The organism is Pseudooceanicola endophyticus, from assembly GCF_018760365.1.
GTDB classification, from domain to species: domain Bacteria; phylum Pseudomonadota; class Alphaproteobacteria; order Rhodobacterales; family Rhodobacteraceae; genus Pseudooceanicola; species Pseudooceanicola endophyticus.
This window is the reverse complement of the sequence record NZ_JAHIAB010000008.1, coordinates 196,339-221,720: the sequence shown is the minus strand read 5'-3', so window position 1 is coordinate 221,720 and position 25,382 is coordinate 196,339. Positions and strand designations below refer to the sequence as shown.

The window sequence follows — 25,382 nt, the reverse complement described above, 5'->3', positions numbered from 1 at the left end:
CTCTCAATCCAGACGGTCCCGCCACGAGGACCGGTTTCCCACCACAGAGAGGACCTAGAGATGACCCGCATTGCCGCGCTGTCGCGCCGACGTTTCCTGCAATCCTCCGCCGCGGCCGTCGGCGCCAGCGTGGCGCTGCCCGCGGGCCTGCGCCCCGCCCATGCCGCCGGAAAGCTGACCGTCGGCTTCATCTACGTCGGGCCGAAAGACGATTTCGGCTACAACCAGTCCCATGCCGAGGGCGCCGCGGCCCTGAAGGCGATAGCCGGCGTCACCGTCGTCGAGGAAGAGAACGTGCCGGAGTCGAATGACGTGGTCAACACCATGGAATCGATGATCAATTTCGATGGTGCCGGCCTCGTCTTCCCGACCTCCTTCGGCTATTACGACCCCTTCATCAAGGAAACCGCGCCGAAATACGGCAAGGTCCGGTTCGAGCATTGCGGCGGGCTGTGGCAGAAGGGCGACCCGCAGAACGCGGGTTCCTACTTCGGCTATATCGGCATGGGCCAGTACCTGAACGGCATCGTCGCCGGCCACATGACGAAGACCAGGAAGATCGGTTTCGTCGCCGCCAAGCCGATCCCGCAGGTCCTCAACAACATCAACTCCTTCCTGCTGGGCGCCCGTGCCGTCGATCCCGCGATCACCTGCCAGGTGATCTTTACCGGGGAATGGTCGCTGGCGGTGAAAGAGGCCGAGGCCACCAATGCCCTGGCCGACCAGGGTGCCGATGTGATCACCTGCCATGTCGACGGGCCGAAGGTGGTGGTGGAAACCGCCGCCGCCCGCGGCGCCTATGTCTGCGGCTACCATGCCGACCAGTCCTCTCTCGCGCCGGAAAAGTACCTGACGGGGGCGGAATGGAATTGGGCCAAGGTCTATACCGACATGGTGACTGCGCAGATGGCCGGGGAAACCATCCCCAATTTCGTGCGCGGCGGACTGGCCGAGGGCTTTATCAAGATGTCGCCGCTGGGCCCCGCCGTGACCGAGGCCGCCCGCGCCCAGTTCGAGGCCACGAAGGCCGAGATCCTGAAGGGCGGCTTTGCCGTCATCAAGGGACCGCTGAAGGACAACAAGGGCAATGTCATCGCGACCGAGGGCCAGGCCTTCCCCGAGGACGACGTGGCGCTGGAATCCATGAACTACCTCGTGGATGGCGTCCTGGGTTCGACCAGCTGATCCGATGAGCAAGATCAGCACGGCCGTTCCCGTGGCGGGGCGCGGCAGGGGCCTGCCGCTCCTGCCCCGTCTCGAGGCCTTCCTCATCCCCCTCATGGCGCTGATCGCGGGTGGCGTCCTGTTTTCCCTGTTCCTGCTGGTGCAGGGGAAATCCCCGGTCGAGTTCTTCTCGCTGGTCTGGCGGGCGGGCTTTTCGACCGCGTTTTCCTGGCCGAACACCCTGTCGCGGGTCAGCCCGCTGCTGTTCGCCGGTCTCTGCGTCGCGATCCCCGCGCGGCTGGGCCTGATGGTGATCGGCGGCGAGGGGGCGATCGTGCTGGGCGGGCTGGCGGCCGCCGTGTCGGGTGCCGCCCTGGGCGGTGTCCCCGCGCCCCTGGGCTTTGCCGTCATGGTGATCGCCGCCATGGCCCTGGGCGGGCTGTGGCTGGGCATCGTAGGCGCCCTTCGGGTCAGGCGCGGCGTGAACGAGACCATCGCCTCGCTGCTCATGGCCTATATCGCCACGGCACTTTTCAACCACTTCGTCGAAAGCGTCTTCCGCGATCCCGCCAGCCTCAACAAGCCCTCGACGCGGCCCCTGCCCGAGAGCCTGCGGGTGGGCGACATGCCCGTCCTGCAGGCCCACTGGGGCGTCGCGGTGGGCGTGCTGGCCTGCCTGCTGGCCTGGCTGCTGATCGAGCGCACGACGCTGGGCTTTGCCGCCCGCGTCACCGGCGACAACCCCCGCGCCGCTCAGGTGCAGGGCTTTCCGGTGGCGGGCCTGGTGATCGGCTTCACTGCGCTGGCCGGGGCGCTGGCGGGCCTCGGCGGGTTCTTCGAAGTCGCGGCGGTGCATGGCACGGCCAATGCCTCGCTGATCTCGGGGGTGGGCTATACCGGCATCCTGGTGGCCTTCCTGGCCCGGCACAACCCGCTGGCGATCATCCCCGTCGCCGTCCTCCTGGCGGGGATCGAGGCCTCCTCCGGGCTGGTGCAGCGCCGCATGGACCTGCCCGATGCCACGATCCTGGTCCTGCAGGGCTGCGTCTTCATCATCGTGCTGCTGAGCGAAACCATCCAGGGCCGTCTTCCGGCGGCGCTGCGCAGCCTGACCCGGAGGATGTCCAATGGCTGATCCTGTCGACCTCGGCCTCTGGGCCGTTCCGCTGGCGATCCTGGGCGGCGCGATCCGCGTCTCCACGCCCTTCCTCTTCGTCTCGCTGGGCGAATGCCTGACCGAACGCTCCGGGCGCATCAACCTCGGGCTCGAGGGCACGCTGATCCTCGGCGCGGTCTCGGGCTACGCGATGTCCTACCATTCCGGTTCGGCGCTGGTCGGCGTGCTGTGCGCTGCGCTGGTGGGCGGGATCTTCGGGATGCTGCACGGCTGGCTGTGCAGCTTCAAGGGGGTGAACGACATCGCCATCGGGATCTCGATGATGATCCTCGGCATGGGCCTCGCCTTCTATTTCGGCAAGGCCTACATCCAGCCGACCGCGCCGCGCCTGCCGGCGATCCCCTTCGGCGGGTGGTCCGACATCCCGCAGCTGCGCGCGGCACTGCAGGTCAACGTGCTGTTCCTGCTGGGCGGCGCGCTGGCGGTATTCCTGGCCTGGATGCTGAAGAACACCCGCGTCGGCCTGACGATCCGCGTCGTCGGCGACAGCACCGACGCGGCGCGGGCCCTAGCGATACGGCCGAACCGCGTGCGCCTCTGGGCCACCTCGGCGGGGGGCGCTCTGGCGGGGATCGGCGGGGCCTACCTGTCGCTCTACTACCCCGGGTCCTGGAACGAGGGGATCTCCTCGGGGCAGGGGCTGATGGCAGTGGCGCTGGTGATCTTCGCCCGCTGGAACCCGATCAACTGCTTCTGGGCGGCGCTGCTGTTCGGCGGCGCGGGCGCCCTTGGCCCGGCCCTGCAATCGGTGGGCATCACCGAAGGCTACTACCTGTTCTACGCCGCGCCCTACGTGCTGACCCTCGGCATCCTCATCGCAACCTCCTCGACCGAACGCGCCGTCACCGGCGCCCCGGGAGAGCTGAGCATCACGAAATAAGGACCCCTCCCTCATGAGCACCATTGCCTCCGTCCCCTATGCCTGGCCCTGGAACGGCGACCTGCGCCCCGAGAACACCGCCCTGATCGTCATCGACATGCAGATCGATTTCTGCGGACCCGGCGGCTATGTCGACCGGATGGGCTATGACCTGTCGCTGACCCGCGCCCCGATCGCGCCTATCCGGGCCGTGCTGGAGGCGCTGCGCGCCCGGGGCTTCCTGATCATCCACACCCGCGAGGGCCACCGCCCCGACCTGTCGGACCTGCCGCCCAACAAGCGCTGGCGCTCGCGCCAGATAGGGGCGGGGATCGGCGACACTGGCCCCTGCGGGCGCATCCTGGTGCGCGGCGAACCCGGCTGGAACATCATCGAGGAACTGGCGCCCCTGGACGGAGAGGTCGTCATCGACAAGCCCGGCAAGGGCAGCTTCTGCGCCACGGATCTTGAGCTGATCCTGAGGACGAAGGGCATCGACAACATCATCCTGGCGGGCATCACCACCGATGTCTGCGTCCATACCACCATGCGCGAGGCCAACGACCGTGGCTTCGAATGCGTGCTGCTGGCGGATTGCTGCGGCGCGACCGACAAGGCCAACCACGATGCCGCGCTGCACATGATCCAGATGCAGGGCGGGGTCTTCGGCTGCGTCTCCGACAGCGCCAGCCTGATCGCGGGTCTGGCGGCATGAGCGCCCCTGCGCCCAGCCTCGAGGCCGTCGGCATGACGATGCGCTTCGGCGATTTCACCGCGCTCGACAATGTGTCGCTGAGCGTGCCGCCCGGCAGTTTTCATGCCCTTCTGGGCGAGAACGGCGCCGGAAAGTCGACGCTGGTCAAATGCATCATGGGCTTTTACCACGCCACCTCGGGCGCGCTTCTGGTCGATTACCGAGAGGCCCGCATCCAGGATCCCCGCGATGCCCAGGCGCTTGGTCTTGGCATGGTCTACCAGCATTTCACCCTGGTCCCCTCGCTGAGCGCAGCTGAAAATCTGGTCATTTCCCGGGGCGACACCCCGGCGCTGATCAACTGGGCGGCGGAACGGGCGCGGCTCGAGGCCTTTCTGGCCGGGATGCCCTTCCGGGTGCCGCTGGATCGCCCGGTTTCGAGCCTTGCCGCCGGCGAGAAGCAGAAGCTGGAGATCCTCAAGCAGCTCTACCTCGGCTCGCGCTTCCTGATCCTGGACGAGCCCACCTCGGTGCTGACCCCGGACGAGGCCGACGAGGTGCTGGGCCATGTCAAGGCACTGACGGTTTCGGGCGCGCTGAGCGTGCTGATGATCAGCCACAAGTTCCGCGAGGTGCGCGCCTTTGCCGATGACGTGACCGTGCTGCGCCGGGGCGCGCTGGCGGGCCGGGGCCGGGTTGCGGAGCTGACGAACGAGGACATGGCGGCGATGATGATGGGCAAGGCCCAGATCGGCAGCGCCCCGCCGCGCACCGGGACGCCGGGTGACGCAGTGCTTGAGCTTCGCGGTGCAAGAGCCCGGGATCGCTCGGGTTTCAAGGAGATCGGCATAGAGGATCTGAAGGTCCGCGCCGGAGAGATCGTCGGCGTTGCCGGCATCTCGGGCAATGGCCAGGTCGAGCTGATGGAGGTCCTGACCGGTCAGCGGCGCCTTTTGTCGGGGGCGATGACGGTGCAGGGCGCGCCCTATGCCGCCACCCGGGCCCAGGCGCGGCGCCACCGGGTCCGCTACCTGCCGGAAGAGCCGCTGCACAACGCCTGCGCCCCGCACATGAGCGTGGCCGAGAACCTGGCGCTGCGCGATTTCGACAGCGGGCGGAACGGAACGGGCGGGCGGATCTTCCTGGGCCGGGCCCGCATGGCCCGCCGCGCCGAGGAGCTGATCCGCAGTTTCGACATCCGCACCCGGGGCCCGCAGGCGCAGATCCGGGACCTTTCGGGCGGCAATGTCCAGCGCGCGGCGCTGGCGCGCGAACTCAGCGGGGACGTGGCGCTTCTGGTTGTCGCCAACCCCTGCTTCGGGCTGGATTTCTCGGCGGCGCGGGCGATCCGGGACCGGCTGATGCAGGCCCGCAACGATGGTGTCGCCGTGCTGCTGATCAGCGAGGACCTGGACGAGATCCTGGAACTGGCCGACCGCGTGCTGGTCATGAGCGATGGCCACATCACCCACGAGGCCCGGGCCGATCAGGCGAAACCGGCGGAACTGGGCCGCTACATGGCAGGACACGCCGCATGAAGACCATGACCGCGACCCCCTTTGACTATGCCTTCGATCTCGCGACCACGGCGCTGATCGTCATCGACATGCAGCGCGATTTCATCGAGGCGGGGGGCTTCGGGGCCGCCCTTGGCAATGATGTCACGCGGCTGCAGGCCATCGTGCCGACGGTCGCGCGGCTGATCGGCGGCGCGCGGGCGGCGGGGCTGATGGTGGTCCATACCCGCGAATGCCACCGGCCCGACCTGTCGGATCTGCCCCCGGCCAAGCGCGACCGGGGCAACCCCGCGCTCAGGATCGGCGATCCCGGTCCGATGGGACGGCTCCTGATCGCGGGCGAGCCCGGCGCCGACATCCTGCCCGAGCTGGCCCCCGCTCCCGGAGAGCTGGTGATCGACAAGCCCGGCAAGGGCGCCTTCTACGCCACCGGCCTGTCCGGGGCGCTGCAGGCGCGCGGCATCCGCCAGATCCTCTTTGCCGGCGTCACCACCGAGGTCTGCGTCCAGACCACCATGCGCGAGGCCAATGATCGCGGCTACGACTGCCTGATCGTCACCGATGCGACCGAAAGCTACTTTCCCGAATTCAAGGCGGCAGCCATCGCCATGATGACCGCGCAGCAGGGCATCGTCGGTTGGGCCGCGCCCAGCGATGCCGTTCTGGAGGCCCTCGATGCCTGATCCGCAGTTCTTTCCGGCGCTGATCCCCTCAGGTTGGCGCGACCTGCCGTTCCAGCCCTTCCTGCGCGCGGGGGTCGAGGTGCACTACCTGTGGCAGACAGAGGAGGGGCCGGTCTGGGCGTTGCTGCGCTATGCGCCGGGCGCCTCGGTGCCGCGTCACCTGCACACCGGGCTGGAAACCATCCTTGTGCTTGAGGGCAGCCAGTCCGACGAACACGGTTGCTACGGGCCGGGCACCCTGGTCTGCAATCCCGCCGGCACCGTCCACAGCGTCTGGTCGGAAGAGGGCTGCACCATCCTCATCCAGTGGGAAAGCCCGGTGCAGCTGCTGGACTGATCCCGCCCGTGGCGCGCAGGGGCAGACGGCCCGCTTCCCGGCATGATGCAGCGCCGGCTTGCGGGTGCGGGGGGCCTTTCGCCCGGGTGCCCGCGTGCCGGGGCGGGCCGGTCAACGGACCACCTGTGCGGGCATCACGGCCCCGGCAGAAGCGGAAGGGCCCTCCGCAAGGCGGCTCGGCGCAAAGGAGGCTGAAAATCTGGCGGATACCGATGGCGGATCGCATGGCAAACCGATCTAATGGCTTGCCCCAAGGCCCCGGCGATCTTTTCGCGATGTTGCGGACCCCGGGGAACCCGCGCTAGGTTTCGCTTGGGCGGTGCTTCTTCGGGGAAGGCCCGTTTCCCAGCCTCGGGGGTCCGATGAAACCGATATCCAAGTTCGAGGGGCCTGTCTGGCGGATCATTCCCTCAGCCGATCTGGCAGAGCCTGGCCTGCCCGCGCGGGCTCCGGTCGGACGCTTTCACCATTCCGGACAGATTGCGATATATGCGTCCCTGAGCGCCGAAGGCGCCGGCATCGCGATCCGGCGCTACCTGAGCGATGGCGTTGCCCGGATGCTGGTCCCGATGTGGCTGTCCGTGGAAAGGGCCGCCGATGAAAGCGCAAACCGCGCCGCTTCCGTGGTCTGGCAGGATCTCCATGCCGCGGGGAAGCCGTCTCCGACCTGGGCCTATTCGGATGCCGCCCGAGAGCTGGGGGCGGAGGCCATGCTCTATGCGTCCCGATCACGTCCGGATCTGTCCCATGTCGTCATCTTCAGCCCGGGCAAGCTGCGCCCCGCCGGGCCGGCCCTGCCCTTCAATCCGGGCTAGGCCGCGTCCTCGGGGCTGGGCGGGATCACGCGGCAGCAGCGCCGTTTCCGAAGGCCGGGGTGATCCTGCGGATGTGGCGGAACGCGAAACCGTCTGTATCCGATCACCTTCACGCGGCGCGGTTGATCCCCCGTGGCGATGAGCGGGGCGGGCATCCGCAGCGACCCTTCATCGTCCTGACCGGGCCCCGGAAGCAGGGGCGATGACGGGAAGATACCAGGCGATGATGATCTGCGGCATGCCCGTCGGCGCGCCGCAGATGACCCGTTCACCGCTTGTAGATCGCGGTCAGGCGGGCCTGGCCGATGCTGTTGCCATTGATCATGTAGCTTGCCAGGGCGTTGGAGGCCTGCGCGGGCAGATCGAGCGTCTCGACGCCCAGTGCATGGACCGTGAAGATGTAGCGATGCACCTCGCCCGGCGGGGGGCAGGCGCCGCCGAACCCGGTGGCCCCGTAGTCATTCGCCAGTTCGATCACGCCCTCCGGCAGGGACCCGCTGATGCCCGTCGCAAGCTCTGTGGTGGTCGCGGGAATGTTGGCGACCAGCCAGTGCCACCAACCCGAATCCGTCGGGGCATCGGGGTCGTGGGCGGTGAGCGCGAAACTTTTCGTGCCCTCGGGGGCGCCGGACCAGGCCAGCTGCGGAGAGGTGTTGCCGCCTTCGCAGCCGAAGCCCTGGAACACCTGGGCCGGAGGCAGCTGGACGCCCTCGGCAATCGCAGTGCTGGTAAGGGTGAAATCCTGTGCCGCTGCGGGCAGGGCCGACAGGGTGATGCCCGTGCAGGCAAGGGCAGTGATGATACGCATGGTCCGGTTCCTGTTCTTCTTCGGATGGGAACAAGGTTACGTCGGCCCGGTCCCGTGCGCTTTTGGCGAACGATCAAAGACTATCGAAATTCGTTCATTTTGCAGCAATCCGGATGGATTTTGGCGGGATTCCGAAGCGCATTACACCTTCGCGACCCATCCGATCCGCACGCGGGCCTTTCCGAACGACGCGATCCGCGAGATCGCCATCGAAGAGCACTTCCGCATGATCGAGATCCTCGGACGGGGCGATCCGGAGGCGCTGCGCGAAGTGATCCTGTCGCACATCCGGCGCCCCAAGGACTTTTACCTGAAGGCCAATTTCATCATGGAACGCGCGCTCTAGCGCCACCCCGCAGCGTTCCGGCATGGGCAGGGGCGCCCCAAGGCAGCCCCGCCAGCGCCATGAACGTCAAGACGCTTCAATTCCAATCCGGATGACAGTTGAACCCGCGAAAAGAAGCGGGAGCCGAAGGGAAGCACCGCCCCCCGTTTCAACACCGAAAGCCAGCCTGATCCCGATGCGCAATCAGAGCGGTTGACAAATCATTAACATAACGTCGATTACGACCTACTCTGAACCTCTGCGACCTCCAGCGCCCGCACAAGTGTCGCCCGCTGCCGGTGGTAGTGATCGGGATCCATCGGATAGGAGGTCAGCGTCAGCGCCTCCTCGGGATCGACGATCTGTCGCACGGCATCCCGCCCGACCAGCGCCTCCAGGCTCTGCATCAGTTGCAGGTCGGCGAAGGCCTCGGCCACGACACGGCCGCGGATCGAATGCCAGGCGCAGTTGTCCGGCCCGGGATAGATCACGAAGGGATCGCCCGCCGGGAAAGCCCCCCCGGCATCGGGTTCGCGGAAGGGATCGACGGGGCGCTTCGAATGCGCCGTGTTCCAGAAGTTCAGCCCCCAGTGCAGGAAGCCCTTCGCCCCCGTCAGCCAGAGCTGCGTGCCCAAAACCCGGTTGCGCGCAGGCGGGGTCGCGAAGAAGCGGTTCGCCACGTCGCGGTGCTGGGCGACGCAGTAATACAGCCAGAAATCCGCGATCCCGCGATCCAGGAAATCCTGCCCGTGGTCGGTCGAAACCACCGGCGTCGTTACAAGGCCCTGATCGTAAAGCGCGATATCGCTCATCGCGTCGATGATCGTGCAGCCTTCCAGCAGATCCTCGACCACGGCGCGGGCGGCACCGAAGGCCTGGGCCATATGGGCCTCGGGCTCATCCGAGATATGGAACAGGCAATGCGCCAGCCCCCAGTGCCGCTCCAGCACATCGCGCAGCGCGGGCAGGAACTGTTCCAGGAAGTGGCGATAGGCGGGGTCGGTCGCAGCCACGTCCCAGCCGAAGCGGCGCTGGCCCTCGACATAGATCGCCGGGGTCGCCTCTGCGCCCCACTGGGTGAAAAGATGCGGCAATTCCAGATGGGTGAAGCCCAGGCACCGCATCCGCGCCAGCCAGTCCTCCAGCCGGGAAAAGTCGAAGGCATAGCGGCCCGGGGAAGGTTCGCGAATGATCACCAGCTGGGTGGGCATCCGCTCGGCCCCGACCTCGGTATCCAGCGGCGGGGTCCAGACCGGCACCAGCAGCGCGTTGCAGCCCAGGTCCCGGGCCGCCGCCATGCAGCTTTCGGCCAGCGCCATGAAGGGCGCCGAAAACGGCTCGGATCCGCTCTGCCGGGCGATGCCGTCACAATGCATCCAGATCGTGTTGACGATCCCAAGAGGGGCCGGCCTGACCGCGCGGATGTCCAGGTTCAGGCTATGGCGCGCGACCTCTGTGCCGTCGGCCAGGCACAACGCCAGCGTCACGGGCGTGGGGCCGCAGGGGGCATCCGCGGCGATCTCCAGGTCGATCCAGACCGATTGCCACTGCCCGGGATAGCATTTCACCCCCTCGCCCGGCGCCAGGGGCCGCAGCACATCGGGCCAGAGGCCGGCCGTGTCGCGCAGATAGCCTTCGTCATGCTGTTCGAACGCCAGGAAACGCGCCGGCACCAGATCGACGGCACTGGCCGCGATGGCAATGCCTTCCGGCGCCTGTGCGACCAGATGCACCCACGGCACCAGCCCCTCGGGCGGGGGCGGCACCACCCGCCCCATCGGCACCGAAGGCGCCCGCACCGCCAGCTGTACCGAGACCCTTGCGCCGGGCCAGCCGGCCAGCTCGCTCGCCGGGGACATCGGGCGGGGCGCCGTGTCGGGAAAGACCTTTTCGAGCGAGTCGCAGAGCAGCACCTGCCAGGCCGTGCGTTCGGGGGCGGGATGAGGTTTGGGTGGCATGTCACATTCCGTATTTTAGCAAAACAATCTTACAAAGCCGGAACACAAGGCAAGCCCCGAGGGTCGAATTCCGGCGCCCCGGAGGCGGATTGAGCCCCGAAAGGCGGTCGAAGGAACCCGAAGAATGCTGCCGGACCCCCATTATAATATTGTTTTGCATTGTTATTCTCCGTTCCAGCCGGGGTGGGCCTGTCTCCTTCCCCGGCCCGACACGGAAGTTTCCGATGACAGGCCTTTGGTCATTTCATAGGCATCCTCAGGGTTTCTTGAAGCAAACGCTAACATGATGATACTTGGATCGTCATTTTTGATGGACGCAGCAAAGGACTCTGTCGCAGCGTGCCCTCAAATCCGCTGACCGGTGATCCCGATGCCTCCCCCCCTTTCGCCCATGCCTGCGCCAGACCGCCGCCCGCCGATGCTGGAAGTCTGCGTCGACACGCCGGACGGCGCGGATCAGGCCGTGGCGGGCGGCTGCGACCGGATCGAGCTTTGCGCGGGGCTGGCCCTTGGCGGGCTGACGCCTTCTGGCGCGCTGATGGAGACCGCCGCCCGGCTGCCGGTGCCGGTGATCGCGCTGATCCGCCCCCGCGCCGGGACCTTTCAGGCCAGCCCCGCCGAGCTGGCGCAGATGCGGCGCGAGATCGCGCTGGCCCGGCAGGCCGGGCTGGCCGGCGTCGCCATCGGCGTGCTGGATGCCAACGGTCGGCTCGACACTGCGGCCCTGACACCGCTGATCGCGGCGGCGCGGGGCCTGCAGATCGTCCTGCACCGCGCCTTCGACCTGACGCCCGATCCCGAAGCGGCGCTGGAGAGCGCCATTGCCCTGGGCTTTCACCGCATCCTGACCTCGGGCGGGGCGGTATCGGCCCCCGAGGGCGCCGCGCAGCTGGCCGCGCTGGTGCGCCGGGCCGGCGACCGGATCGAGATCATGCCCGGTGCCGGGATCACGGCGGCCAATGCCGCAGCCCTGCTGGAACGCACCGGCGCAGGCAGCCTGCACGCCTCCTGCGCGGGGCCCGTGATCCCGGCGGACCCGCAGCGCGCGGCCCGCGAAAGCGCCCTGGGCTTTGCGCCGGCAGCGGGGATGCGGGCCACGCAGCGCGCCCTCGTGCAGGCGCTCAGGACAGCCATGACTGCAAAAGGATCAAGGACATGAAAGTTGGCATCGTCGGGCTTGGCGCCCGCATCTCCCACGTCGCGGCGCTCTTCAAGGAGGCCAAGCCCGATTACGATTTCGTGGCCTTCGCCGACCCGACCCCGGCCGGGCGCGCCTACCTTGAGGGCCAGATCGGCCAGACCCTGACCGCCTATGACGACCTGGCTGCGATGCTGGCCGCCGAAGACCTCGACATGCTGATGATCGGCTCTCCGAACCACATGCATATCGACCACCTGCGCGCCGCGATCGAAGCCGACGTGCCCTATATCTTCGCCGAAAAGCCGGTGGTGGTCAGCGAGGAGGAAACCTTCGAGCTGCTGGAACTGCTGCGCGACAGCGGCGGCCATCAGCGGATCATGATCGGCCTCGTGCTGCGCTACTCGCCGCTCTACATCATGCTGAAAGAGGCGCAGGCCAAGGGGCAGCTGGGCCAGATCGTCTCGATCGAGGCCTCCGAACATATCGGCGGCTACCATGGCGCCTTCTTCATGCAGGACTGGCGGCGCTACACGAAATACTCGGGCGGCTTCATGCTTGAGAAATGCTGCCACGACATCGACCTTTACCAGGGCGTCGTGGGCTGCCGGCCGAAATACATCTCTTCCTTCGGCGGTCGCAAAAGCTTCACCCCCGAGAACCGCCCCGAGACCATGCCCGACTACGATGGCATCGCGCAGCGGTTCCTGCCGGAAAAGGCCAACCGGGTGAACGGTTTCAAGCCCCGCTGGGGCGGCGGCAACGCGATCTTCGAAAGCGATGCCGACATCATCGACTACCAGACCGCCATCGTGGAATACGAGGACGGCGTGTCGATGACCTTCCACACCAACATGAACGTCCCCGACGAGTTCCGGCATTTCGCGGTCATGGGATCGCGCGGCATGGCCGAGGGGGATTTCATCCGCAACACCTTCAAGCTGACCGACGCCTTCACCGCCGAAACCCTGTCGGAAAACGCCCATGTCGGCCCGTCGCGGGCCAATCACTACGGCGCCGATGATGCCATGGCGCGCGACATTGCCGCCTGGATCGACGACGGCGTGCCGCTGAAGGTCACCGTTCTTGACGCGCTGGAGGCCGGGCTGACCGCGCTGGCCATGGACCGCGCCCGGGTCAGCCGCAGCGTCGTCGACATGACCCCCCTGTGGGAGAGGTTCGACAGCTACGGCCTGCGCGGGGAAGCCTGATCCGATGTCCGCCCCGGCCCCGAAAAAGCCCGTCGACTGGTTCCCCTACCTGCTGCTGCTGCCGGCGCTGGCGGTGACGCTGATCATCGTCGCCTGGCCCCTGGCCGAGACGGTCCGGCTGTCGTTCACCGATGCCTCGATGAACCCGGTCACCCATTACGTGGGGCTGGAAAATTACCAGAAGATGTTCGCCCGCCGCTTCCCCGAGGTGATCGGGCGGACCTTCGTCTGGATGGTGTTCAGCGTCAGCCTGAAGCTGCTGATCGGCCTTTACGCGGCGGTGCTGCTGAACGCGGCGGTGCCGGGGCGGACGCTGGCGCGCATCCTGATCATGCCGCCCTGGATCGTCCCCGTCGCCATCGGCGTCTTCATCTGGGGCTGGATGTACAACGGCCAGTTCGGCATGATCTCGGGGCTGGCGCAGCGGCTGGGCCTGCTGTCGGGCCCGTTCGAGTTTCTGGCCTACAAGAATGCCGCCTTCCTCTCGACCGTCGTCACCGACGTCTGGATCGGCACGCCGCTGGTCGCGGTCTATCTGCTGGCCGCAATGCAGGGGGTGCCGCGCGACCTTTACGAAGCCGCCTGGACCGATGGCGCCTCGCGCTTCTACCGCTTCCGCCGCATCACCCTGCCGCTGATCATGCCGGCCATCGCCACCATGTCGCTGCTTTCGGCGATCTGGACCTTCAATTCCTTCGACATCATCTGGATCCTGACCGAGGGCGGGCCGCGCAACGCCACCACCACGATGATCATCGACACCTACAAGACCGCGATCTCGCGCTTCCATTACGGAGAGGGCGCGGCCCGCGCCGTCATGATCGTGATCTTCCTGTCGCTATTCTCGGCGCTCTACTTCGCGCTGATCCGCAAACTCTCGAGCCGGGGAGACGTGAAATGATCAACCGCTACCGCTGGTGGGAATACCTGCTGATCTACCTCGGCATGGCCGTGCTGCTGATCTTCATCCTGGCCCCCTTCCTCGAGGCCTTCCTGGTCTCGCTGCGCCCGCTCGACAGCCTGTTCTCGGTGCCCTACCGCTTCGTCAGCGACCACATGTCCTTCAAGGCCTATGTCACCATGTGGCAATCGGTGCCGCTGCTGTGGCGCTACATGCTGAACAGCTTCTTCGTGGCGGGATCCGTCACCGTGCTGGGGCTGATCGCCATCATCCCCGCCGCCTATGCCTTCTCGCGCTTCGAGTTCCGTGGCCGGGGCCTGCTGATGGGGGCCTTCCTGTCGGTCAACATGGTCTCGGGCGCGGTGCTGATCATCCCGCTCTACAAGGTGATGCAGAGCCTCGGGCTGCTCAACAGCTACATCTCGATGATCGCGCCGGGGGTGGCCTTCGTCATCCCCACCGGCATCTGGCTGCTGCGCTCCTACCTGGTGAAGATCCCGAAGGAGCTGGAAGAGGCCGCGCTGGTGGACGGGGCGGGCCGTCTCTACATCCTGGTCCGGGTCATCATCCCGGTGGCCCTGCCCGGCATCATGGTGGTCGCCATCACCACCTTCATCGCCGCCTATGCGCAGCAGTTCCTCTATGCGCTGACCTTCAATTCGGTCAACGAGCTCAATCCCCTGCCGGTCGGCCTCTATCAGTTCTTCGGACGCCAGAAGGTCGTCTGGAACGAGCTTATGGCCGCCAGCCTCATCGGCATCATCCCGGTGATGCTTCTCTACGTGTTCCTGCAGAAATTCATCGTCGCCGGGCTGACCTCCGGCGCCGTGAAGGAATGACACGGGCAGCCGCAAGGCCCGGGTCCAACACCAAGAAACCAAAGATCCGCAACAGGGAGTTCACTGACATGAAGAAGATGACCACGCTGCTGGGCGCCGCCCTTCTGGCCAGCACCGCCGCCACCAGCGCCTTTGGCGCCGAGACCCTGCACATGATCATGTGCGGTGACGACACCACCCCGGGTATTCCCGTCCAGCAGGGCCTCATCTCGGACTGGGAAAAGCAGAACCCCGACTTCAAGGTCGAGGTGGAATTCGTGCCCTGGGGCCAGTGCCAGGAGAAATCCATGACGCTGGCCGCCGCCGGCAACCCGGCAGCGCTGTCCTACATGGGCTCGCGCACGCTCAAGCAGCTGGCGAAGAACGGCCTGATCATCCCCATGGACCTGACCGACGAGGAAAAGGCCAGCTATGCCGCGCCGATCCTGGGCACCGTGACCTGGGACGGCAAGATCTGGGGCCTGCCCCGCGCCTTCTCGACCAAGGCGCTGTTCTACAACAAGAAGCTGTTCAAGGAAGCCGGACTTGATCCTGAAAAGGGCCCCCAGACCTTCGATGAGCTGCTGGCCGATGCCAAGGTGATCACCGAGAAGACCGATGCGGCGGGCTATGCCATGGCCGGCGCCTCCTTCGACAACTCGATGCACCAGTTCCTGAACCTGGTCTATTCCAACGGCGGCCAGGTGATCGACGCCGACGGCAACATCGACTTCGACAGCGCCAACAACGTCCAGACCATGGAGCTGGTGAAGAACCTCGTGCCCTATGCCGAACCCGGCCCCGTCGCCTACAACCGCGGCAAGCTGGAAACCCTGATGGGAGAGGAAAAGGCGGCGATGATGATCGACGGCCACTGGCTTTACGATCGCGTGCCCGCCGATGTCGATATGGGCGTCGTGCCGGTGCCCGCCGGGCCGATGGGCAAGCATTCCTCGCTGCTGATCACCGACAGCCTGGCGGTGTTCAAGGGCTCGGGCCAGGAAGACGCCGCCATGTCGCTGGCCAAGTTCCTGACCAGCCCCGATCACCAGATGGCCTATGACATCGCCGAGGGCTACACCCCGATCCGCGGCGGCCAGAAGGTCGATGAGCTGCTGGCCAAGGATCCCAGCTGGAAGCCCTTCATCGACATCATTCCCGCCGGTGGTCCCGAGCCCTTCGTGACCGATTACGTCTCCATGCAGGATTCGATCAACGAGGCGCTGCAGGGCGTCATCCTGGGCGAGGTCGATCCCAAGGAAGCGATCGAGACCGCTGCCGAAAACCTCGAGGACGCGCAGTAAGCCCCCCCGGGCGCGGCGCCCCGGTGCCGCGCCCATCCCTTCAGAAAGACCGACGAGCGGGAGCAGCCCATGGGCCAGTTGAAGATGACCGAGGTCCGCAAGACCTACGGAACGATGGAAGTGATCAAGGGCGTGTCCCTGGATATTGCCCATGGCGAATTCGTCGTCTTCGTGGGCCCCTCGGGCTGCGGCAAGTCCACGCTGCTGCGGATGATCGCCGGGCTGGAAGAGATCTCGGGCGGAGAGGTCGCCATCGACGGCACCCGCGTGAACGACCTGCCTCCGGTCAAGCGCGGGATCTCGATGGTGTTCCAGAGCTATGCGCTCTATCCCCATATGTCGGTCTACGAGAACATCGCCTTCCCGCTGCGGGTCTCGAAGATGCCGAAGGCGGAACTGGATGCCCGGGTGCGCCGCGCCTCCTCGATCCTGAAGCTGGACGAACGGCTGCGCCACAAGCCCGGACAGCTGTCCGGCGGGCAGCGCCAGCGGGTCGCCATCGGACGCTCGATCGTGCGCGATCCGCAGGTGTTCCTGTTCGACGAGCCGCTCTCGAACCTCGATGCGGCCCTGCGCGCCGAAATGCGGGTCGAGCTGTCGAAGCTGCACGGGGAACTGGACGCGACGATGATCTATGTCACCCATGACCAGGTCGAGGCGATGACCATGGCCGACCGGATCGTGGTGCTGGACGGCGGGCGGATCAGCCAGGTGGGCAGCCCGCTCGAACTGTATCACAAGCCCGCGAATGTCTTCGTCGCGGGTTTCATCGGCAATCCCAAGATGAATTTCCTGCCCGTCACCTGCCTGGGCGCCGATGCCACGGGCGTCACGGTGGAGCTGCCGGGCGCCGGGCGCCTGACCCTGCCGGTCAGCCCGCGCGACGGTATCGCCGGACAGGCCCTGACCCTGGGCATCCGCCCCGAACACCTGAGCGCCGAGGGCGGCGATCTGCGCCTGTCGCTGATGCCGAAGGTGATCGAGCGGCTGGGGATGCAGACCGTCGCCTATGCGACCCATGGCGAAGAGGAAACCGCCTTCAACGCCATCCTGCCCGGCAGCGCCCCGGCCCGCGCCGGCACGCCGCTGTCGCTGGGCCTGTCCGCCGCCGATTGCCACCTCTTCGATGCCGAGGGGCAGGCGTTCGAGCGCCATGTCGCGCTCAGCGCGCTCGACCCTGCTCTGATGATGGCCGCCTCCGAGGCGGGCTGAGCCGCCTCAGCCTGCCGCGGGATGCGGCAGGTAGCCCGTGAACCCGCAGATCCGCCACCGCTTTTCGACCCGCTTGCAATGATAGATCGTCATCCATTCCATCCGCACGACCCCGCCATCGGCCCGGTGCAGATCGCCCAGGAACTCCTTCCGTGCGAGCGCCCGGTCACCGGCGATCTCGATATGCTCCAGCCGGGTGTTGCGATGGATGGCGGCCTCCAGATCCTCGGCCCATCCGGTGGCGGCATCGCTGGCCGACTGGCGCAGCCACTCGGCCCGGTAGCTTTCCAGCGTCGGATAGGCCAGCCGCCAGTCGCGCGGGTCAGTGGAACGCCCGGCATCGACGCCCAGGAACTCCTCGGGCAGGAAATCCCCGGCCACGCGGTCGAAATCCCCGGCGACATAGGCCGCGATGTCGCGCGGCACCAGCATCTTCCAGATCTGGGCGCGGTCGGGATCGGCGGGGAACGGGCAGATGGATGGCATCGGGGCACCTTCGGAACGGGGACGTTTGCCGGGAACCCAAGACGCTTGCCCGGGCCTTGTCAACTGACAATGACGGCAATGCCATCATCCGCCGTTAGCAAAACAAATCCTCCCGGAAGGGGCTGACATGACCACCTACAGGCTGGAAGCCTTCACCAATGGCGCCCCCGAACTGGCCGACTGCCGGATCGAGATGGTGCTGCACAATCTCTCGGACCAGCCGCTGTCGGGGGCCGTGCTGGCCATGGCCTCGATCACCCGGATGGCCGAGGACGCCCAGGTCTTCGGCGCCGATATCGGCCGCCGCTTCGCCAATTACCATGAATTTACCATGCCCGCCGGGCTGGTGGTGCCCCCCGGCGGCACCTGGAGCTTTGGCTTTATCGGCGCCCGCGGCCTGCCGCCCCGGCACCGCACCGACGGGCCGAAATCGGCGGTGCTGCTGCGGGACGGCGCCGCCCTCCCCGTCACCGTGGGCGATCTGCATCCCGGCCCCGGCACCCCGCGTCCGGGGCCGGCCAAACAGGTCCCCGAAACGCCGCTGGACCTGCCGCTGATGGCGATCCCCTGGCCCGCCGCGCTGCAGATCGACGCCTGGCAGCCGGGTCACCCGATCAGCCTGCCCCCCACGGCCCCCGCCGCCGACCGCGCCGCGCTCGACACGGTCGCGGCCCTTCACAAGCGCCTCTTCCCCGAGGCCGCCGCGCCGCTGCATATCGGCACCGATGGCCTGACCCTGACCCTCATCCCCACCGACCTGCCCGGCGAAAGGTACCGTCTGGACTTTGCGCCGGAGGGCATCACCCTGCGGTACGGCAGCGATCAGGGACGCTTCAACGGCCTTGTCGCCCTGGCCCAGATGACCCATGGCGCGCTGTCGGAACCGGGGCAGTTCCAACTGCCTGCCGCAGGCGCGATCTCGGACGCGCCCCGTTTCGGCTGGCGCGGCGCGCATCTGGATGTCTCGCGGCATTTCTGGAGCGTGGCGCAGGTGATGCGGTTCCTCGACACCATGGCCTGGGCGCGGATGAACCGCTTCCAGTGGCACCTCACCGATGACGAGGGCTGGCGGGCCGAGATCCTGGCCTATCCCGAACTGACGCGCAGCGGCGCCGAACGCGGCCCCGGCCTGGCCCTGCCCGGCCAGTACGCCCATGTCGAACGCCGCTACCACGGTCATTACACGAGGGACGAAATGCGCGCGGTGGTGGCCCATGCCGCCGCCCTCGGGATCGAGATCCTCCCCGAGATCGACATTCCCGGCCATTGCACGGCGGTCCTCGCTGCCCTGCCCCATCTGGTCGACCCGGACGAACCCGCCGACAGCTACCGTTCGGTCCAGGGCTATCCGAACAATGCGCTGAACCCGGCGCTGCCGCAGACCTGGGATTTCCTTGAAACCGTCATCGCAGAGCTTGCCGAGCTGTTTCCCGGGCGTTGGATCCATGTCGGCGCCGACGAGGTGCCCGAGGGGGCATGGATGGACAGCCCCGCGATCCAGAGGCTGGCCCAGACCGAGGGATTGCAGGGCACCGCCGCCATCCAGTCCTGGTTCCTGCGCCGGGTCCAGCAGATGCTGCGCCACCACGGCAAGGAGCTGGCCGGCTGGGACGAGGTCAGCCATGGCGCCGGGGTCGATCAGGAAAACACCCTGCTGGTGGCCTGGCAGCGCCCCGATCTGGTGCCAGCTCTCGCCGCGCAAGGATATCGCGTGATCGCCAGTCCCGGGCAGGCCTATTACCTCGACATGGTGCAGGCCGAGGGCTGGTCGGAACCCGGCACCGCCTGGGCCGGAACTGTGACGCCCGAGGTCAGCTATGCCCATGATCCCGAAGGGATGTTGCCCGAAGATCAGCGCGGTGCCCTGGCCGGTATCCAGGCCTGCATCTGGTGCGAGCACATCTACACGCCCGAGCTCTTCAACCACATGGTCTACCCCCGCCTGCATGGCGTGGCCGAGGCCGGCTGGACCCCGCAATCGGCCCGCAACTGGCCGCGTTTCGCCACCCTCTCGGCCCGGATGCCGCGGCTCTGAGCCAGAAAGGACCTTCCGATGATCCGCATCGCCACCGGCGGCCTGCACACCGAATGTTCGACCGGCAATCCGCTGATCCAGACCGAGGCCGATTTCACCGTGCTGGAAGGCGCCGACCTGCCCGACGCCATGGGGCTGCTCCCCGATCCCGAGGTCACCCTTCTGGGGCTGCTCCATGCCCGCTCGGTTCCCGGCGGGCCTGTCGCGGCCGCAACCTACCGCGCCTTCCGGGATCGTTTCCTGACACAGCTCAGCGCGGTGCTGCCGGTCGATGGCGTGCTGCTACTGATGCATGGCGCCGTCCATGTCGAGGGGATGCAGGACGCCGAGGGCGACTGGATCGGCGCGGTGCGCGCCCTGATCGGCCCCGAAGTGCCCCTTGCCGTTGCCTATGACCTGCACGGCAATGTCACCCAGCCGATCCTTGATGCGATCGACATTTTCGCCGCCTATCGCACCGCCCCGCACGAGGATGTCACCGAGACCCGCAACCGCGCCCGCACCCTGCTGGTGGATCACCTGAAGGGCGGGCCGCGCCCGATGGTGGGCTGGACCCCGGTGCCGGTGCTGCTGCCCGGGGAACGCTCTTCCACCCGGGTCGCGCCCGCCGCCGGGATCTATGCCCGCCTGCCCGAAGAGGATCGCGGCGCGGGCGTGCTCGATGCCAACATGATGGTCGGATATGTCTGGGCCGACACGCCCCGGGCCACCGCCTGCGCCGTGGTCACCGGCACCGATCCGGCGGCCATGCAGGCGGCCTCGGACCGGCTGGCGGGGGCCTGGTGGGAGGCGCGGGACAGCTTCGGCTTTGATGTGACCACGGCCCCGCTCTCCGAGTGTCTGGATCTGGCCATGGCCGTGACGACCGGTCCCGTGATCCTGGCCGACAGCGGCGACAACCCGACCGGGGGCGGCGTCGGCGACCGGGCCGATGTGCTGGCGGCGATGCTGGCGCGGGGCCTGACCGGCGCGGTCTTTGCCGGCATCGCCGACGCGCCTACCAGCCTTGCCGCCCATGCGGCCGGCGCCGGTGCCGTGATCCCGGTGCGGATCGGCAATGCCTTCGGCTCGGACGGTCCGGTCGTCACGGCACAGGCCGAGGTGCTGGCGGTGCTGGGCCAGCCGGAGGCGCGCAGCGTCGAAGCGCTGCTGCGCATCGACGGGCTGCGAGTCATCGTCACGCAGCGCCGCCGCCCCTTCCACGACCTGAAGGATTTCCGCCGCTTCGGGCTGGAACCCGCGGAACTGCCGATGCTGGTGGTGAAATCCGGCTACCTCTCGCCCGACCTGTCGCCACTGGCGGCCCCGGCGCTGATGGCCCTGACCGAGGGCGCGGTGAATCAGGACATCGAGTCCCTGCCGAACCGCCTGCGCCCGGTCCCCAGCTGGCCGTTCCAGCGCCAATTCGACTGGCAACCGTACTTCCGTCTCTCTGCCCGCGCCGAAATGACGGTCAACCGTCAAGAATTACCATATGGACAGATTGACTAACATTTGATGTTAGCAATACAAACACTCAAGAGATCTGAAAGGGACCGTCATGAGCTATACCGCCGATTGCGCAACCTGGACCGAGGTCCTGCGCCAGCCCGCGATCTGGCGTGACTGGTCCGCCCCCCTGCAAGGCCGCGCCGCCGCGATCCGCGACTGGATCGCCGACAAGGGCATCCGGGAGCTGTGGTTCTGCGGCGCCGGGACCTCGGCCTACCTGGGCGACATCCTCGCTGCCGAGCCGCATCCCGACCTGCGGCTGCGCGCCGTCCCCACCACCGATATCGTCGCCTGCCCGCAGGATTACCTGCCGGTGCCCGAGGACGTGCTGATCGTGCAGTTCGGGCGCTCGGGCAGCAGCTCTGAAACCATCGGCCTGCTGGACCTGCTGGACCGTGCCGCCCCTCAGGCGCACCGGCTGCACATCACCTGCAACCCCGAGGGCGCGCTGGCCACCCGCCCGGGCACCGGCACGGGCGAAACCCGGGTGCTGCTGCTGCCCGAGGCGACCCATGATGCGGGCTTCGCCATGACCTCGAGCTTCACCACCATGCTGCTTTCGGCGCTTGCAGTGCTTGAGGATCCGACCCGGGTGCCCGCCCGCATGGCGCATCTGGCGACCGAGGCCGAAGCGCTGCTGACCCGGCTTTCTGCCCATCCGGTCCCGCGCCCCGAGCGGGCGATCTTCCTGGGCTCTGGCGCGCTGAAGGGCGTGGCGCGCGAAGCCGCCCTGAAAGTGCTGGAACTGACCGCCGGGCAAAGCCTGACGCAATGGGACAGCACGCTGGGCTACCGCCACGGCCCCAAGGCCGCCGCCGCCCCCGGCGCGCGTTTCGCGGTGATGATCCACCCCCATCCCCATACCGCCCGCTACGACATGGATGTCGCGACCGAAATCGCCCGGCAATACCCGGATGCCACCGTGCTGACCCTGGGCCCCAAGGGCTGCGACATCGGCTTTGAGGGCACCGGACATGCCGGCTGGGACGGCGTGCTTTACGTGCTGGCGGGGCAGGTCTGGTCGGTAATGTGGTCCGACGCGCTTGGGCTGAACATCGACAACCCTTTCGCCGATCAGGGAAATCTGTCGCGCGTGGTCGCTGGCGTCACCCTCTACCCCTGGGAAGTCGAAACGGCATGACCGGCCTGCCCGCCTGCGGCGCCATCGATCTGGGCGGCACCAAGATCGAGGCCCGGCTGTTCGATGCCGATCTGGCCGATCTGGACAGCCGGCGCATTGCGACGCCGACCGCCGATTTCGACAGCTTCCTGACGGCTCTTGCCGCTCAGATCCGCTGGTTGTGCGACCGCGCGGGCCGGTCCGACCTGCCGATCGGCATCTGCGTGCCGGGGCTGGTCGATCCCGACACCGGGCTGGCCTTCGCCTCCAACGTGCCGATCACCGGGCGCGACCTTGGCCAGGCGCTTGAGGCGCTCTTTCACCGGCGCTTTCCCCTGGCCAATGATTGCATGGCCCTGGCCCTGTCCGAGGCCAACGGCGGCGCCGGGGAGGGGTTCGAAAGCGTCGTCGGCCTGATCATCGGCACCGGGGTCGGCGCCGGTCAGGCGCTGAACGGCCAGATGGTGCCGCGCCACGGCGGGCTGGCGGTCGAGATCGGCCATGTCGGCATGACCGCCCGCAAGCTGATCCCGCATGACCTGCCGCTGTCGCCCTGCGGCTGCGGCAAGACCGGCTGCATGGAACGCTACATGGCTGGATCGGCCTTCGCGCGGCTGTCGGAATGGAAGCTTGGCCATCCCGTCGAGGGGCCGGAGCTGGTGGCCCGTGCCGCCGCCGGAGAGCCCGCGATGGCCGCGATCCTCGATCTGTGGACGGATCTGGCGGCGGAATGCCTGCTGACCATCCAGCTGATGCTGGCGCCCGACTGCATCGTCATCGGCGGCGGCGTCTCGCGCCTGCCCGGGCTGATCCCGCGCCTCGCCGCCGCGCTGGAGGCCAACCGGCTGGGCCCGGCCCGCCTGCCCGAACTGCGCATCGCACAGCACGGCGACAGTTCCGGCGCCCGCGGCATGGCGCATCTGGCCCTTTCCCGGGGCCTGGAATTCAAGACGGAGGCAAGCTGATGTTCGATTTCAACGAGGGCGTGGCCCGGACCCGCGCCGGGACCGGCACCGCCTGGGTCTCGGTCTGTTCGGCCCATCCCGATGTGCTGCGGGCCAGCCTGCGCCTGGCGCGCGACAGCGGCGCGCAGATCATCGTCGAGGCGACCTCGAACCAGGTGAACCAGTTCGGCGGCTATACCGGGCTGACCCCGGCGCAGTTCATCGCCGAGGTGCAGGCCCTGGCCGACCGGCTGGACTGCCCGAGGGGCCTGCTGGCCTTCGGCGGCGATCACCTGGGACCGCAGGCCTGGAAATCCGAACCGCCCGAGGCCGCGATGGAGAAGGCCGAGGGCATGATCCGCGCCTTCGTGCAGGCGGGCTTCAGCAAGGTCCACCTGGATTGCTCCGAGGGCTGCGCCGGAGAGCCCGCGCAGGTCGGCGATGCCCTGGCCGCCGAACGCGCCGCGCGGCTTGCCGCGGTGGCCGAGGCCGCAAGCCCCGGCACGGTCTCCTACGTGGTGGGAACCGAGGTGCCGCCCCCCGGCGGCGCGCGCAACGATGCCGAGGAGGTCACGCCGACCGATCCGCAGGCCGCCCGCCGCACCCTGACCATCACCCAGGCCGCCTTCGAGGCCCTGGGCCTGCAGGACGCCTGGAGCCGGGTGCACTGGCTGGTGGTCCAGCCGGGGCTGGAATTCGCCCCCGCCCATGTCCATCCCTTCGACCGCGCCCAGCCCGATGCCCTGTCGGCGGCGCTGGCCGACCGCCCCGGCATCGCCTTCGAAGCCCATTCCACCGATTACCAGGCCGCTCCGGTTTTTGCCGATCTGGCGCGGCGCAACTTCGCGGTGCTCAAAGTCGGCCCCGCGCTCAGCTTCGCGCTGCGCGAGGCGCTTTACGCGCTGTCCCATGTCGATGGCTGGCTCAGCGGTGCGCCGCACCTCGGCCTGCTGATGGAAGAGCTGATGCTGGAAAATCCCGGCGTCTGGCAGGGCCATTACCACGGCACGCCCGAGGCACAGCGCCTGCTGCGCCATTTCGGCTATGCCGACCGAATCCGCTACCTCTGGGCGCAGCCCCGCGCGCAACAGGCCGTCTCCGCGATGAACGCACGCCTCGACGCCGCCACCCCGCCGCTGCCGCTGCTGGCGCAATACCTGACGCCTGCCGCCCTGACCCGCGCCCGTGCCTTGCAGGGAACCGGATTGCCCCTTTCCCAGGCCGTCATCGACGCCTATGTCGAAGCCGCCCTGCGTCCCTATATCGAGCTGAAATCATGACCCTTCTTCTTCCCGACCGGATCTGGCGCGACGGCGCGCTGCACGCGGACCTGGTGGCAGAGCATGACGGGAAAACCCTTACCGCGATCCGGCCCCGCCAGCCGGGCGACCAGGGACAGCAGGTGGCGCTGCTGATGCCCGCCTGCACCGATCTTCAGGTCAACGGCTCGGGCGGGGTGATGCTGAACTCCGATCCCACGCCCGAGGGGCTGGCCGCCATTGTCGCGGCGCAGCGCGCCGTTGGCACCGGCTGGGTGATGCCGACGCTGATCACCACCTCTCTGGACCAGATGCGCCAGGCGATTGCGGCGACGCTTGCGGCCTGGACCCGCCCCGGCGGTCTGCCCGGCCTTGCCGGGCTGCATATCGAGGGGCCCTACCTGAACCCGGCGCGCAAGGGGACCCACGACGCGGGCTTCATCCGCCCCTTCGACCCGGAACTGCCGGGCCTTCTGGCGCCGCTGCGCGCCGCCGGCATCCCGGTAATGGTGACGCTGGCGCCCGAGCGGGTCGATCCCGCCGACATCCGCGCGCTGCACGAACTGGGGGTCGTCGTCTCGGCCGGGCACACGGCGGCCACGGCCGAGGAAGCCCGCGCGGGCATCGCCGCTGGCATCACCTGTTTCACCCATCTTTTCAACGCCATGCCTCAGATGGAATCGCGCGCGCCGGGGGTGATCGCCGCCGCCATCAATTCCGACTGCCACGCCGGGATCATCGTCGACGGCCATCATGTCCACTGGGACATGGTGGCGCTGGCCTGCCGGGCGCGGCCCCGCGCCGGGCGCATGTTCGCGGTCTCTGACGCCATGGCGACCATCGGCGGCCCGGATCACTTCACCCTCTACGGCGAACGCATCGACGTGAAGGACGGCAAGCTGGTCAATGCCGCCGGATCGCTGGCCGGTGCCCATGTCACGCTGCTGGAGTGCCTGCGCAACCTGGTCCTGAAGGTCGGCCTGCCCGAGGCCGAGGCCATCGCCATGTGTACCGACGTGCCGAACGCGGTGATCGGCCAGCCTTCTCCGGCGCTGGCGCCCGGGATGCCGCTGGATCTGGTGCTGGCGCTCGACGCCGACTGGCGCCGGGTTCCGGCAGGCTAGAC

General features: G+C 67.8%; 24 protein-coding genes. 21 read left to right on the top strand and 3 right to left on the bottom strand.

Going from position 1 to position 25,382, the window contains the following annotated elements; all coding sequences use genetic code 11:
- Positions 1–60 precede the first annotated feature (60 nt).
- From KM176_RS15225 to KM176_RS15190, 8 genes are all read left to right on the top strand, one after another.
- Positions 61–1,185: a BMP family ABC transporter substrate-binding protein gene (locus tag KM176_RS15225; protein ID WP_160894620.1), complete on the top strand. Its 1,125-nt coding sequence runs from the start codon at positions 61–63 to the stop codon at positions 1,183–1,185.
- A 4-nt stretch (positions 1,186–1,189) separates the two neighbouring features.
- Positions 1,190–2,299, top strand: a complete 1,110-nt coding sequence (locus KM176_RS15220; protein ID WP_160894621.1) for an ABC transporter permease — start codon at positions 1,190–1,192, stop codon at positions 2,297–2,299.
- The gene (locus tag KM176_RS15215; RefSeq protein WP_160894622.1) at positions 2,292–3,221 is read left to right on the top strand and encodes an ABC transporter permease; all 930 of its coding nucleotides are present in this window, start codon (positions 2,292–2,294) and stop codon (positions 3,219–3,221) included. Before KM176_RS15220 ends, KM176_RS15215 begins: the two co-directional genes overlap by 8 nt.
- A 13-nt stretch (positions 3,222–3,234) precedes the next feature.
- Complete coding sequence (gene biuH, locus KM176_RS15210) at positions 3,235–3,915, top strand: biuret amidohydrolase (protein ID WP_160894623.1); 681 nt, start codon at positions 3,235–3,237, stop codon at positions 3,913–3,915.
- Positions 3,912–5,432, top strand: a complete 1,521-nt coding sequence (locus KM176_RS15205; RefSeq protein WP_160894624.1) for an ABC transporter ATP-binding protein — start codon at positions 3,912–3,914, stop codon at positions 5,430–5,432. Before biuH ends, KM176_RS15205 begins: the two co-directional genes overlap by 4 nt.
- Positions 5,429–6,094 carry a cysteine hydrolase family protein gene (locus tag KM176_RS15200; protein ID WP_160894625.1) on the top strand — a complete coding sequence of 222 codons (666 nt, stop codon included), beginning with the start codon at positions 5,429–5,431 and terminating at the stop codon, positions 6,092–6,094. The genes KM176_RS15205 and KM176_RS15200 overlap by 4 nt, the downstream gene beginning before the upstream one ends.
- A complete protein-coding gene (locus tag KM176_RS15195; RefSeq protein ID WP_160894626.1) occupies positions 6,087–6,431 on the top strand; it encodes a cupin domain-containing protein in 345 nt (114 codons plus the stop codon). The genes KM176_RS15200 and KM176_RS15195 overlap by 8 nt, the downstream gene beginning before the upstream one ends.
- A 362-nt stretch (positions 6,432–6,793) precedes the next feature.
- Positions 6,794–7,246, top strand: coding sequence for an RES family NAD+ phosphorylase (locus tag KM176_RS15190; RefSeq protein ID WP_160894627.1), 453 nt, complete (start codon positions 6,794–6,796; stop codon positions 7,244–7,246).
- Positions 7,247–7,514: 268 nt separating this feature from the next.
- On the opposite strand, the gene KM176_RS15185 is transcribed toward KM176_RS15190, so the two are convergent.
- The gene (locus tag KM176_RS15185) at positions 7,515–8,054 is read right to left on the bottom strand and encodes a YbhB/YbcL family Raf kinase inhibitor-like protein (protein ID WP_160894628.1); all 540 of its coding nucleotides are present in this window, start codon (positions 8,052–8,054) and stop codon (positions 7,515–7,517) included.
- Here KM176_RS15185 and KM176_RS15180 point away from each other — a divergent pair.
- Complete coding sequence (locus KM176_RS15180) at positions 8,053–8,400, top strand: GntR family transcriptional regulator (RefSeq protein ID WP_160894629.1); 348 nt, start codon at positions 8,053–8,055, stop codon at positions 8,398–8,400. The two genes, KM176_RS15185 and KM176_RS15180, sit on opposite strands and share 2 nt — an antisense overlap.
- Positions 8,401–8,618: 218 nt before the next feature.
- Here the strand turns inward: KM176_RS15180 and KM176_RS15175 are convergent, their stop codons facing one another.
- A complete protein-coding gene (locus tag KM176_RS15175) occupies positions 8,619–10,337 on the bottom strand; it encodes a DUF4091 domain-containing protein (protein WP_160894630.1) in 1,719 nt (572 codons plus the stop codon).
- A 370-nt stretch (positions 10,338–10,707) separates the two neighbouring features.
- On the opposite strand from KM176_RS15175, the gene KM176_RS15170 reads away from it, so the two are divergent.
- The 6 genes from KM176_RS15170 to KM176_RS15145 all read left to right on the top strand — a co-directional run bounded on the left by KM176_RS15170 (position 10,708) and on the right by KM176_RS15145 (position 16,921).
- A complete protein-coding gene (locus KM176_RS15170; protein ID WP_236045326.1) occupies positions 10,708–11,496 on the top strand; it encodes a copper homeostasis protein CutC in 789 nt (262 codons plus the stop codon).
- The gene (locus KM176_RS15165) at positions 11,493–12,686 is read left to right on the top strand and encodes a Gfo/Idh/MocA family protein (protein WP_160894631.1); all 1,194 of its coding nucleotides are present in this window, start codon (positions 11,493–11,495) and stop codon (positions 12,684–12,686) included. The genes KM176_RS15170 and KM176_RS15165 overlap by 4 nt, the downstream gene beginning before the upstream one ends.
- 4 nt (positions 12,687–12,690) lie before the next feature.
- On the top strand, positions 12,691–13,587 hold the full coding sequence (locus KM176_RS15160) for a carbohydrate ABC transporter permease (protein WP_160894632.1): 897 nt from the start codon (positions 12,691–12,693) through the stop codon (positions 13,585–13,587).
- Positions 13,584–14,426, top strand: coding sequence for a carbohydrate ABC transporter permease (locus tag KM176_RS15155; RefSeq protein ID WP_160894633.1), 843 nt, complete (start codon positions 13,584–13,586; stop codon positions 14,424–14,426). Before KM176_RS15160 ends, KM176_RS15155 begins: the two co-directional genes overlap by 4 nt.
- Positions 14,427–14,494: 68 nt before the next feature.
- Positions 14,495–15,709 (top strand): ABC transporter substrate-binding protein, encoded by a 1,215-nt coding sequence (locus tag KM176_RS15150; RefSeq protein ID WP_160894634.1) that lies wholly within the window; start codon positions 14,495–14,497, stop codon positions 15,707–15,709.
- A gap of 69 nt (positions 15,710–15,778) precedes the next feature.
- Positions 15,779–16,921 (top strand): ABC transporter ATP-binding protein, encoded by a 1,143-nt coding sequence (locus KM176_RS15145; RefSeq protein ID WP_160894635.1) that lies wholly within the window; start codon positions 15,779–15,781, stop codon positions 16,919–16,921.
- A 6-nt stretch (positions 16,922–16,927) separates the two neighbouring features.
- Here the strand turns inward: KM176_RS15145 and KM176_RS15140 are convergent, their stop codons facing one another.
- On the bottom strand, positions 16,928–17,407 hold the full coding sequence (locus tag KM176_RS15140; RefSeq protein ID WP_160894636.1) for a nuclear transport factor 2 family protein: 480 nt from the start codon (positions 17,405–17,407) through the stop codon (positions 16,928–16,930).
- 127 nt (positions 17,408–17,534) lie between these two features.
- Between KM176_RS15140 and KM176_RS15135 the strand changes: the two genes are divergently transcribed.
- From KM176_RS15135 to KM176_RS15110, 6 genes are read left to right on the top strand one after another with little or no spacing between them, the layout of a single operon-like run.
- Positions 17,535–19,442, top strand: coding sequence for a beta-N-acetylhexosaminidase (locus KM176_RS15135; RefSeq protein WP_160894637.1), 1,908 nt, complete (start codon positions 17,535–17,537; stop codon positions 19,440–19,442).
- A gap of 18 nt (positions 19,443–19,460) precedes the next feature.
- Positions 19,461–20,933 carry a M81 family metallopeptidase gene (locus tag KM176_RS15130; RefSeq protein WP_202397825.1) on the top strand — a complete coding sequence of 491 codons (1,473 nt, stop codon included), beginning with the start codon at positions 19,461–19,463 and terminating at the stop codon, positions 20,931–20,933.
- Between the two features lie 49 nt (positions 20,934–20,982).
- Positions 20,983–22,074: an SIS domain-containing protein gene (locus tag KM176_RS15125; protein WP_160894638.1), complete on the top strand. Its 1,092-nt coding sequence runs from the start codon at positions 20,983–20,985 to the stop codon at positions 22,072–22,074.
- Positions 22,071–23,018, top strand: coding sequence for an ROK family protein (locus tag KM176_RS15120; protein ID WP_160894639.1), 948 nt, complete (start codon positions 22,071–22,073; stop codon positions 23,016–23,018). Before KM176_RS15125 ends, KM176_RS15120 begins: the two co-directional genes overlap by 4 nt.
- Positions 23,018–24,277 carry a class II D-tagatose-bisphosphate aldolase non-catalytic subunit gene (locus KM176_RS15115; RefSeq protein WP_160894640.1) on the top strand — a complete coding sequence of 420 codons (1,260 nt, stop codon included), beginning with the start codon at positions 23,018–23,020 and terminating at the stop codon, positions 24,275–24,277. Before KM176_RS15120 ends, KM176_RS15115 begins: the two co-directional genes overlap by 1 nt.
- Positions 24,274–25,380 carry an N-acetylglucosamine-6-phosphate deacetylase gene (locus tag KM176_RS15110; protein WP_160894641.1) on the top strand — a complete coding sequence of 369 codons (1,107 nt, stop codon included), beginning with the start codon at positions 24,274–24,276 and terminating at the stop codon, positions 25,378–25,380. Before KM176_RS15115 ends, KM176_RS15110 begins: the two co-directional genes overlap by 4 nt.
- Positions 25,381–25,382 lie beyond the last annotated feature (2 nt).

Excerpts from the sequence above, each read along its gene's own strand:
- KM176_RS15115 (WP_160894640.1), top strand. The coding sequence starts at position 23,018 with ATGTTCGATTTCAACGAGGGCGTGGCCCGGACCCGCGCCGGGACCGGC.
- KM176_RS15110 (WP_160894641.1), top strand. The coding sequence starts at position 24,274 with ATGACCCTTCTTCTTCCCGACCGGATCTGGCGCGACGGCGCGCTGCAC.
- KM176_RS15225 (WP_160894620.1), top strand. The coding sequence starts at position 61 with ATGACCCGCATTGCCGCGCTGTCGCGCCGACGTTTCCTGCAATCCTCC.
- KM176_RS15195 (WP_160894626.1), top strand. The coding sequence starts at position 6,087 with ATGCCTGATCCGCAGTTCTTTCCGGCGCTGATCCCCTCAGGTTGGCGC.
- KM176_RS15135 (WP_160894637.1), top strand. The coding sequence starts at position 17,535 with ATGACCACCTACAGGCTGGAAGCCTTCACCAATGGCGCCCCCGAACTG.
- KM176_RS15200 (WP_160894625.1), top strand. The coding sequence starts at position 5,429 with ATGAAGACCATGACCGCGACCCCCTTTGACTATGCCTTCGATCTCGCG.
- KM176_RS15220 (WP_160894621.1), top strand. The coding sequence starts at position 1,190 with ATGAGCAAGATCAGCACGGCCGTTCCCGTGGCGGGGCGCGGCAGGGGC.
- KM176_RS15120 (WP_160894639.1), top strand. The coding sequence starts at position 22,071 with ATGACCGGCCTGCCCGCCTGCGGCGCCATCGATCTGGGCGGCACCAAG.
- KM176_RS15170 (WP_236045326.1), top strand. The coding sequence starts at position 10,708 with ATGCCTCCCCCCCTTTCGCCCATGCCTGCGCCAGACCGCCGCCCGCCG.
- KM176_RS15175 (WP_160894630.1), bottom strand. The coding sequence starts at position 10,337 with ATGCCACCCAAACCTCATCCCGCCCCCGAACGCACGGCCTGGCAGGTG.
- KM176_RS15155 (WP_160894633.1), top strand. The coding sequence starts at position 13,584 with ATGATCAACCGCTACCGCTGGTGGGAATACCTGCTGATCTACCTCGGC.
- KM176_RS15165 (WP_160894631.1), top strand. The coding sequence starts at position 11,493 with ATGAAAGTTGGCATCGTCGGGCTTGGCGCCCGCATCTCCCACGTCGCG.
- KM176_RS15145 (WP_160894635.1), top strand. The coding sequence starts at position 15,779 with ATGGGCCAGTTGAAGATGACCGAGGTCCGCAAGACCTACGGAACGATG.
- KM176_RS15130 (WP_202397825.1), top strand. The coding sequence starts at position 19,461 with ATGATCCGCATCGCCACCGGCGGCCTGCACACCGAATGTTCGACCGGC.
- KM176_RS15150 (WP_160894634.1), top strand. The coding sequence starts at position 14,495 with ATGAAGAAGATGACCACGCTGCTGGGCGCCGCCCTTCTGGCCAGCACC.
- KM176_RS15140 (WP_160894636.1), bottom strand. The coding sequence starts at position 17,407 with ATGCCATCCATCTGCCCGTTCCCCGCCGATCCCGACCGCGCCCAGATC.
- KM176_RS15180 (WP_160894629.1), top strand. The coding sequence starts at position 8,053 with ATGGTCCGGTTCCTGTTCTTCTTCGGATGGGAACAAGGTTACGTCGGC.
- KM176_RS15190 (WP_160894627.1), top strand. The coding sequence starts at position 6,794 with ATGAAACCGATATCCAAGTTCGAGGGGCCTGTCTGGCGGATCATTCCC.
- KM176_RS15160 (WP_160894632.1), top strand. The coding sequence starts at position 12,691 with ATGTCCGCCCCGGCCCCGAAAAAGCCCGTCGACTGGTTCCCCTACCTG.
- KM176_RS15125 (WP_160894638.1), top strand. The coding sequence starts at position 20,983 with ATGAGCTATACCGCCGATTGCGCAACCTGGACCGAGGTCCTGCGCCAG.
- biuH (WP_160894623.1), top strand. The coding sequence starts at position 3,235 with ATGAGCACCATTGCCTCCGTCCCCTATGCCTGGCCCTGGAACGGCGAC.
- KM176_RS15215 (WP_160894622.1), top strand. The coding sequence starts at position 2,292 with ATGGCTGATCCTGTCGACCTCGGCCTCTGGGCCGTTCCGCTGGCGATC.
- KM176_RS15205 (WP_160894624.1), top strand. The coding sequence starts at position 3,912 with ATGAGCGCCCCTGCGCCCAGCCTCGAGGCCGTCGGCATGACGATGCGC.
- KM176_RS15185 (WP_160894628.1), bottom strand. The coding sequence starts at position 8,054 with ATGCGTATCATCACTGCCCTTGCCTGCACGGGCATCACCCTGTCGGCC.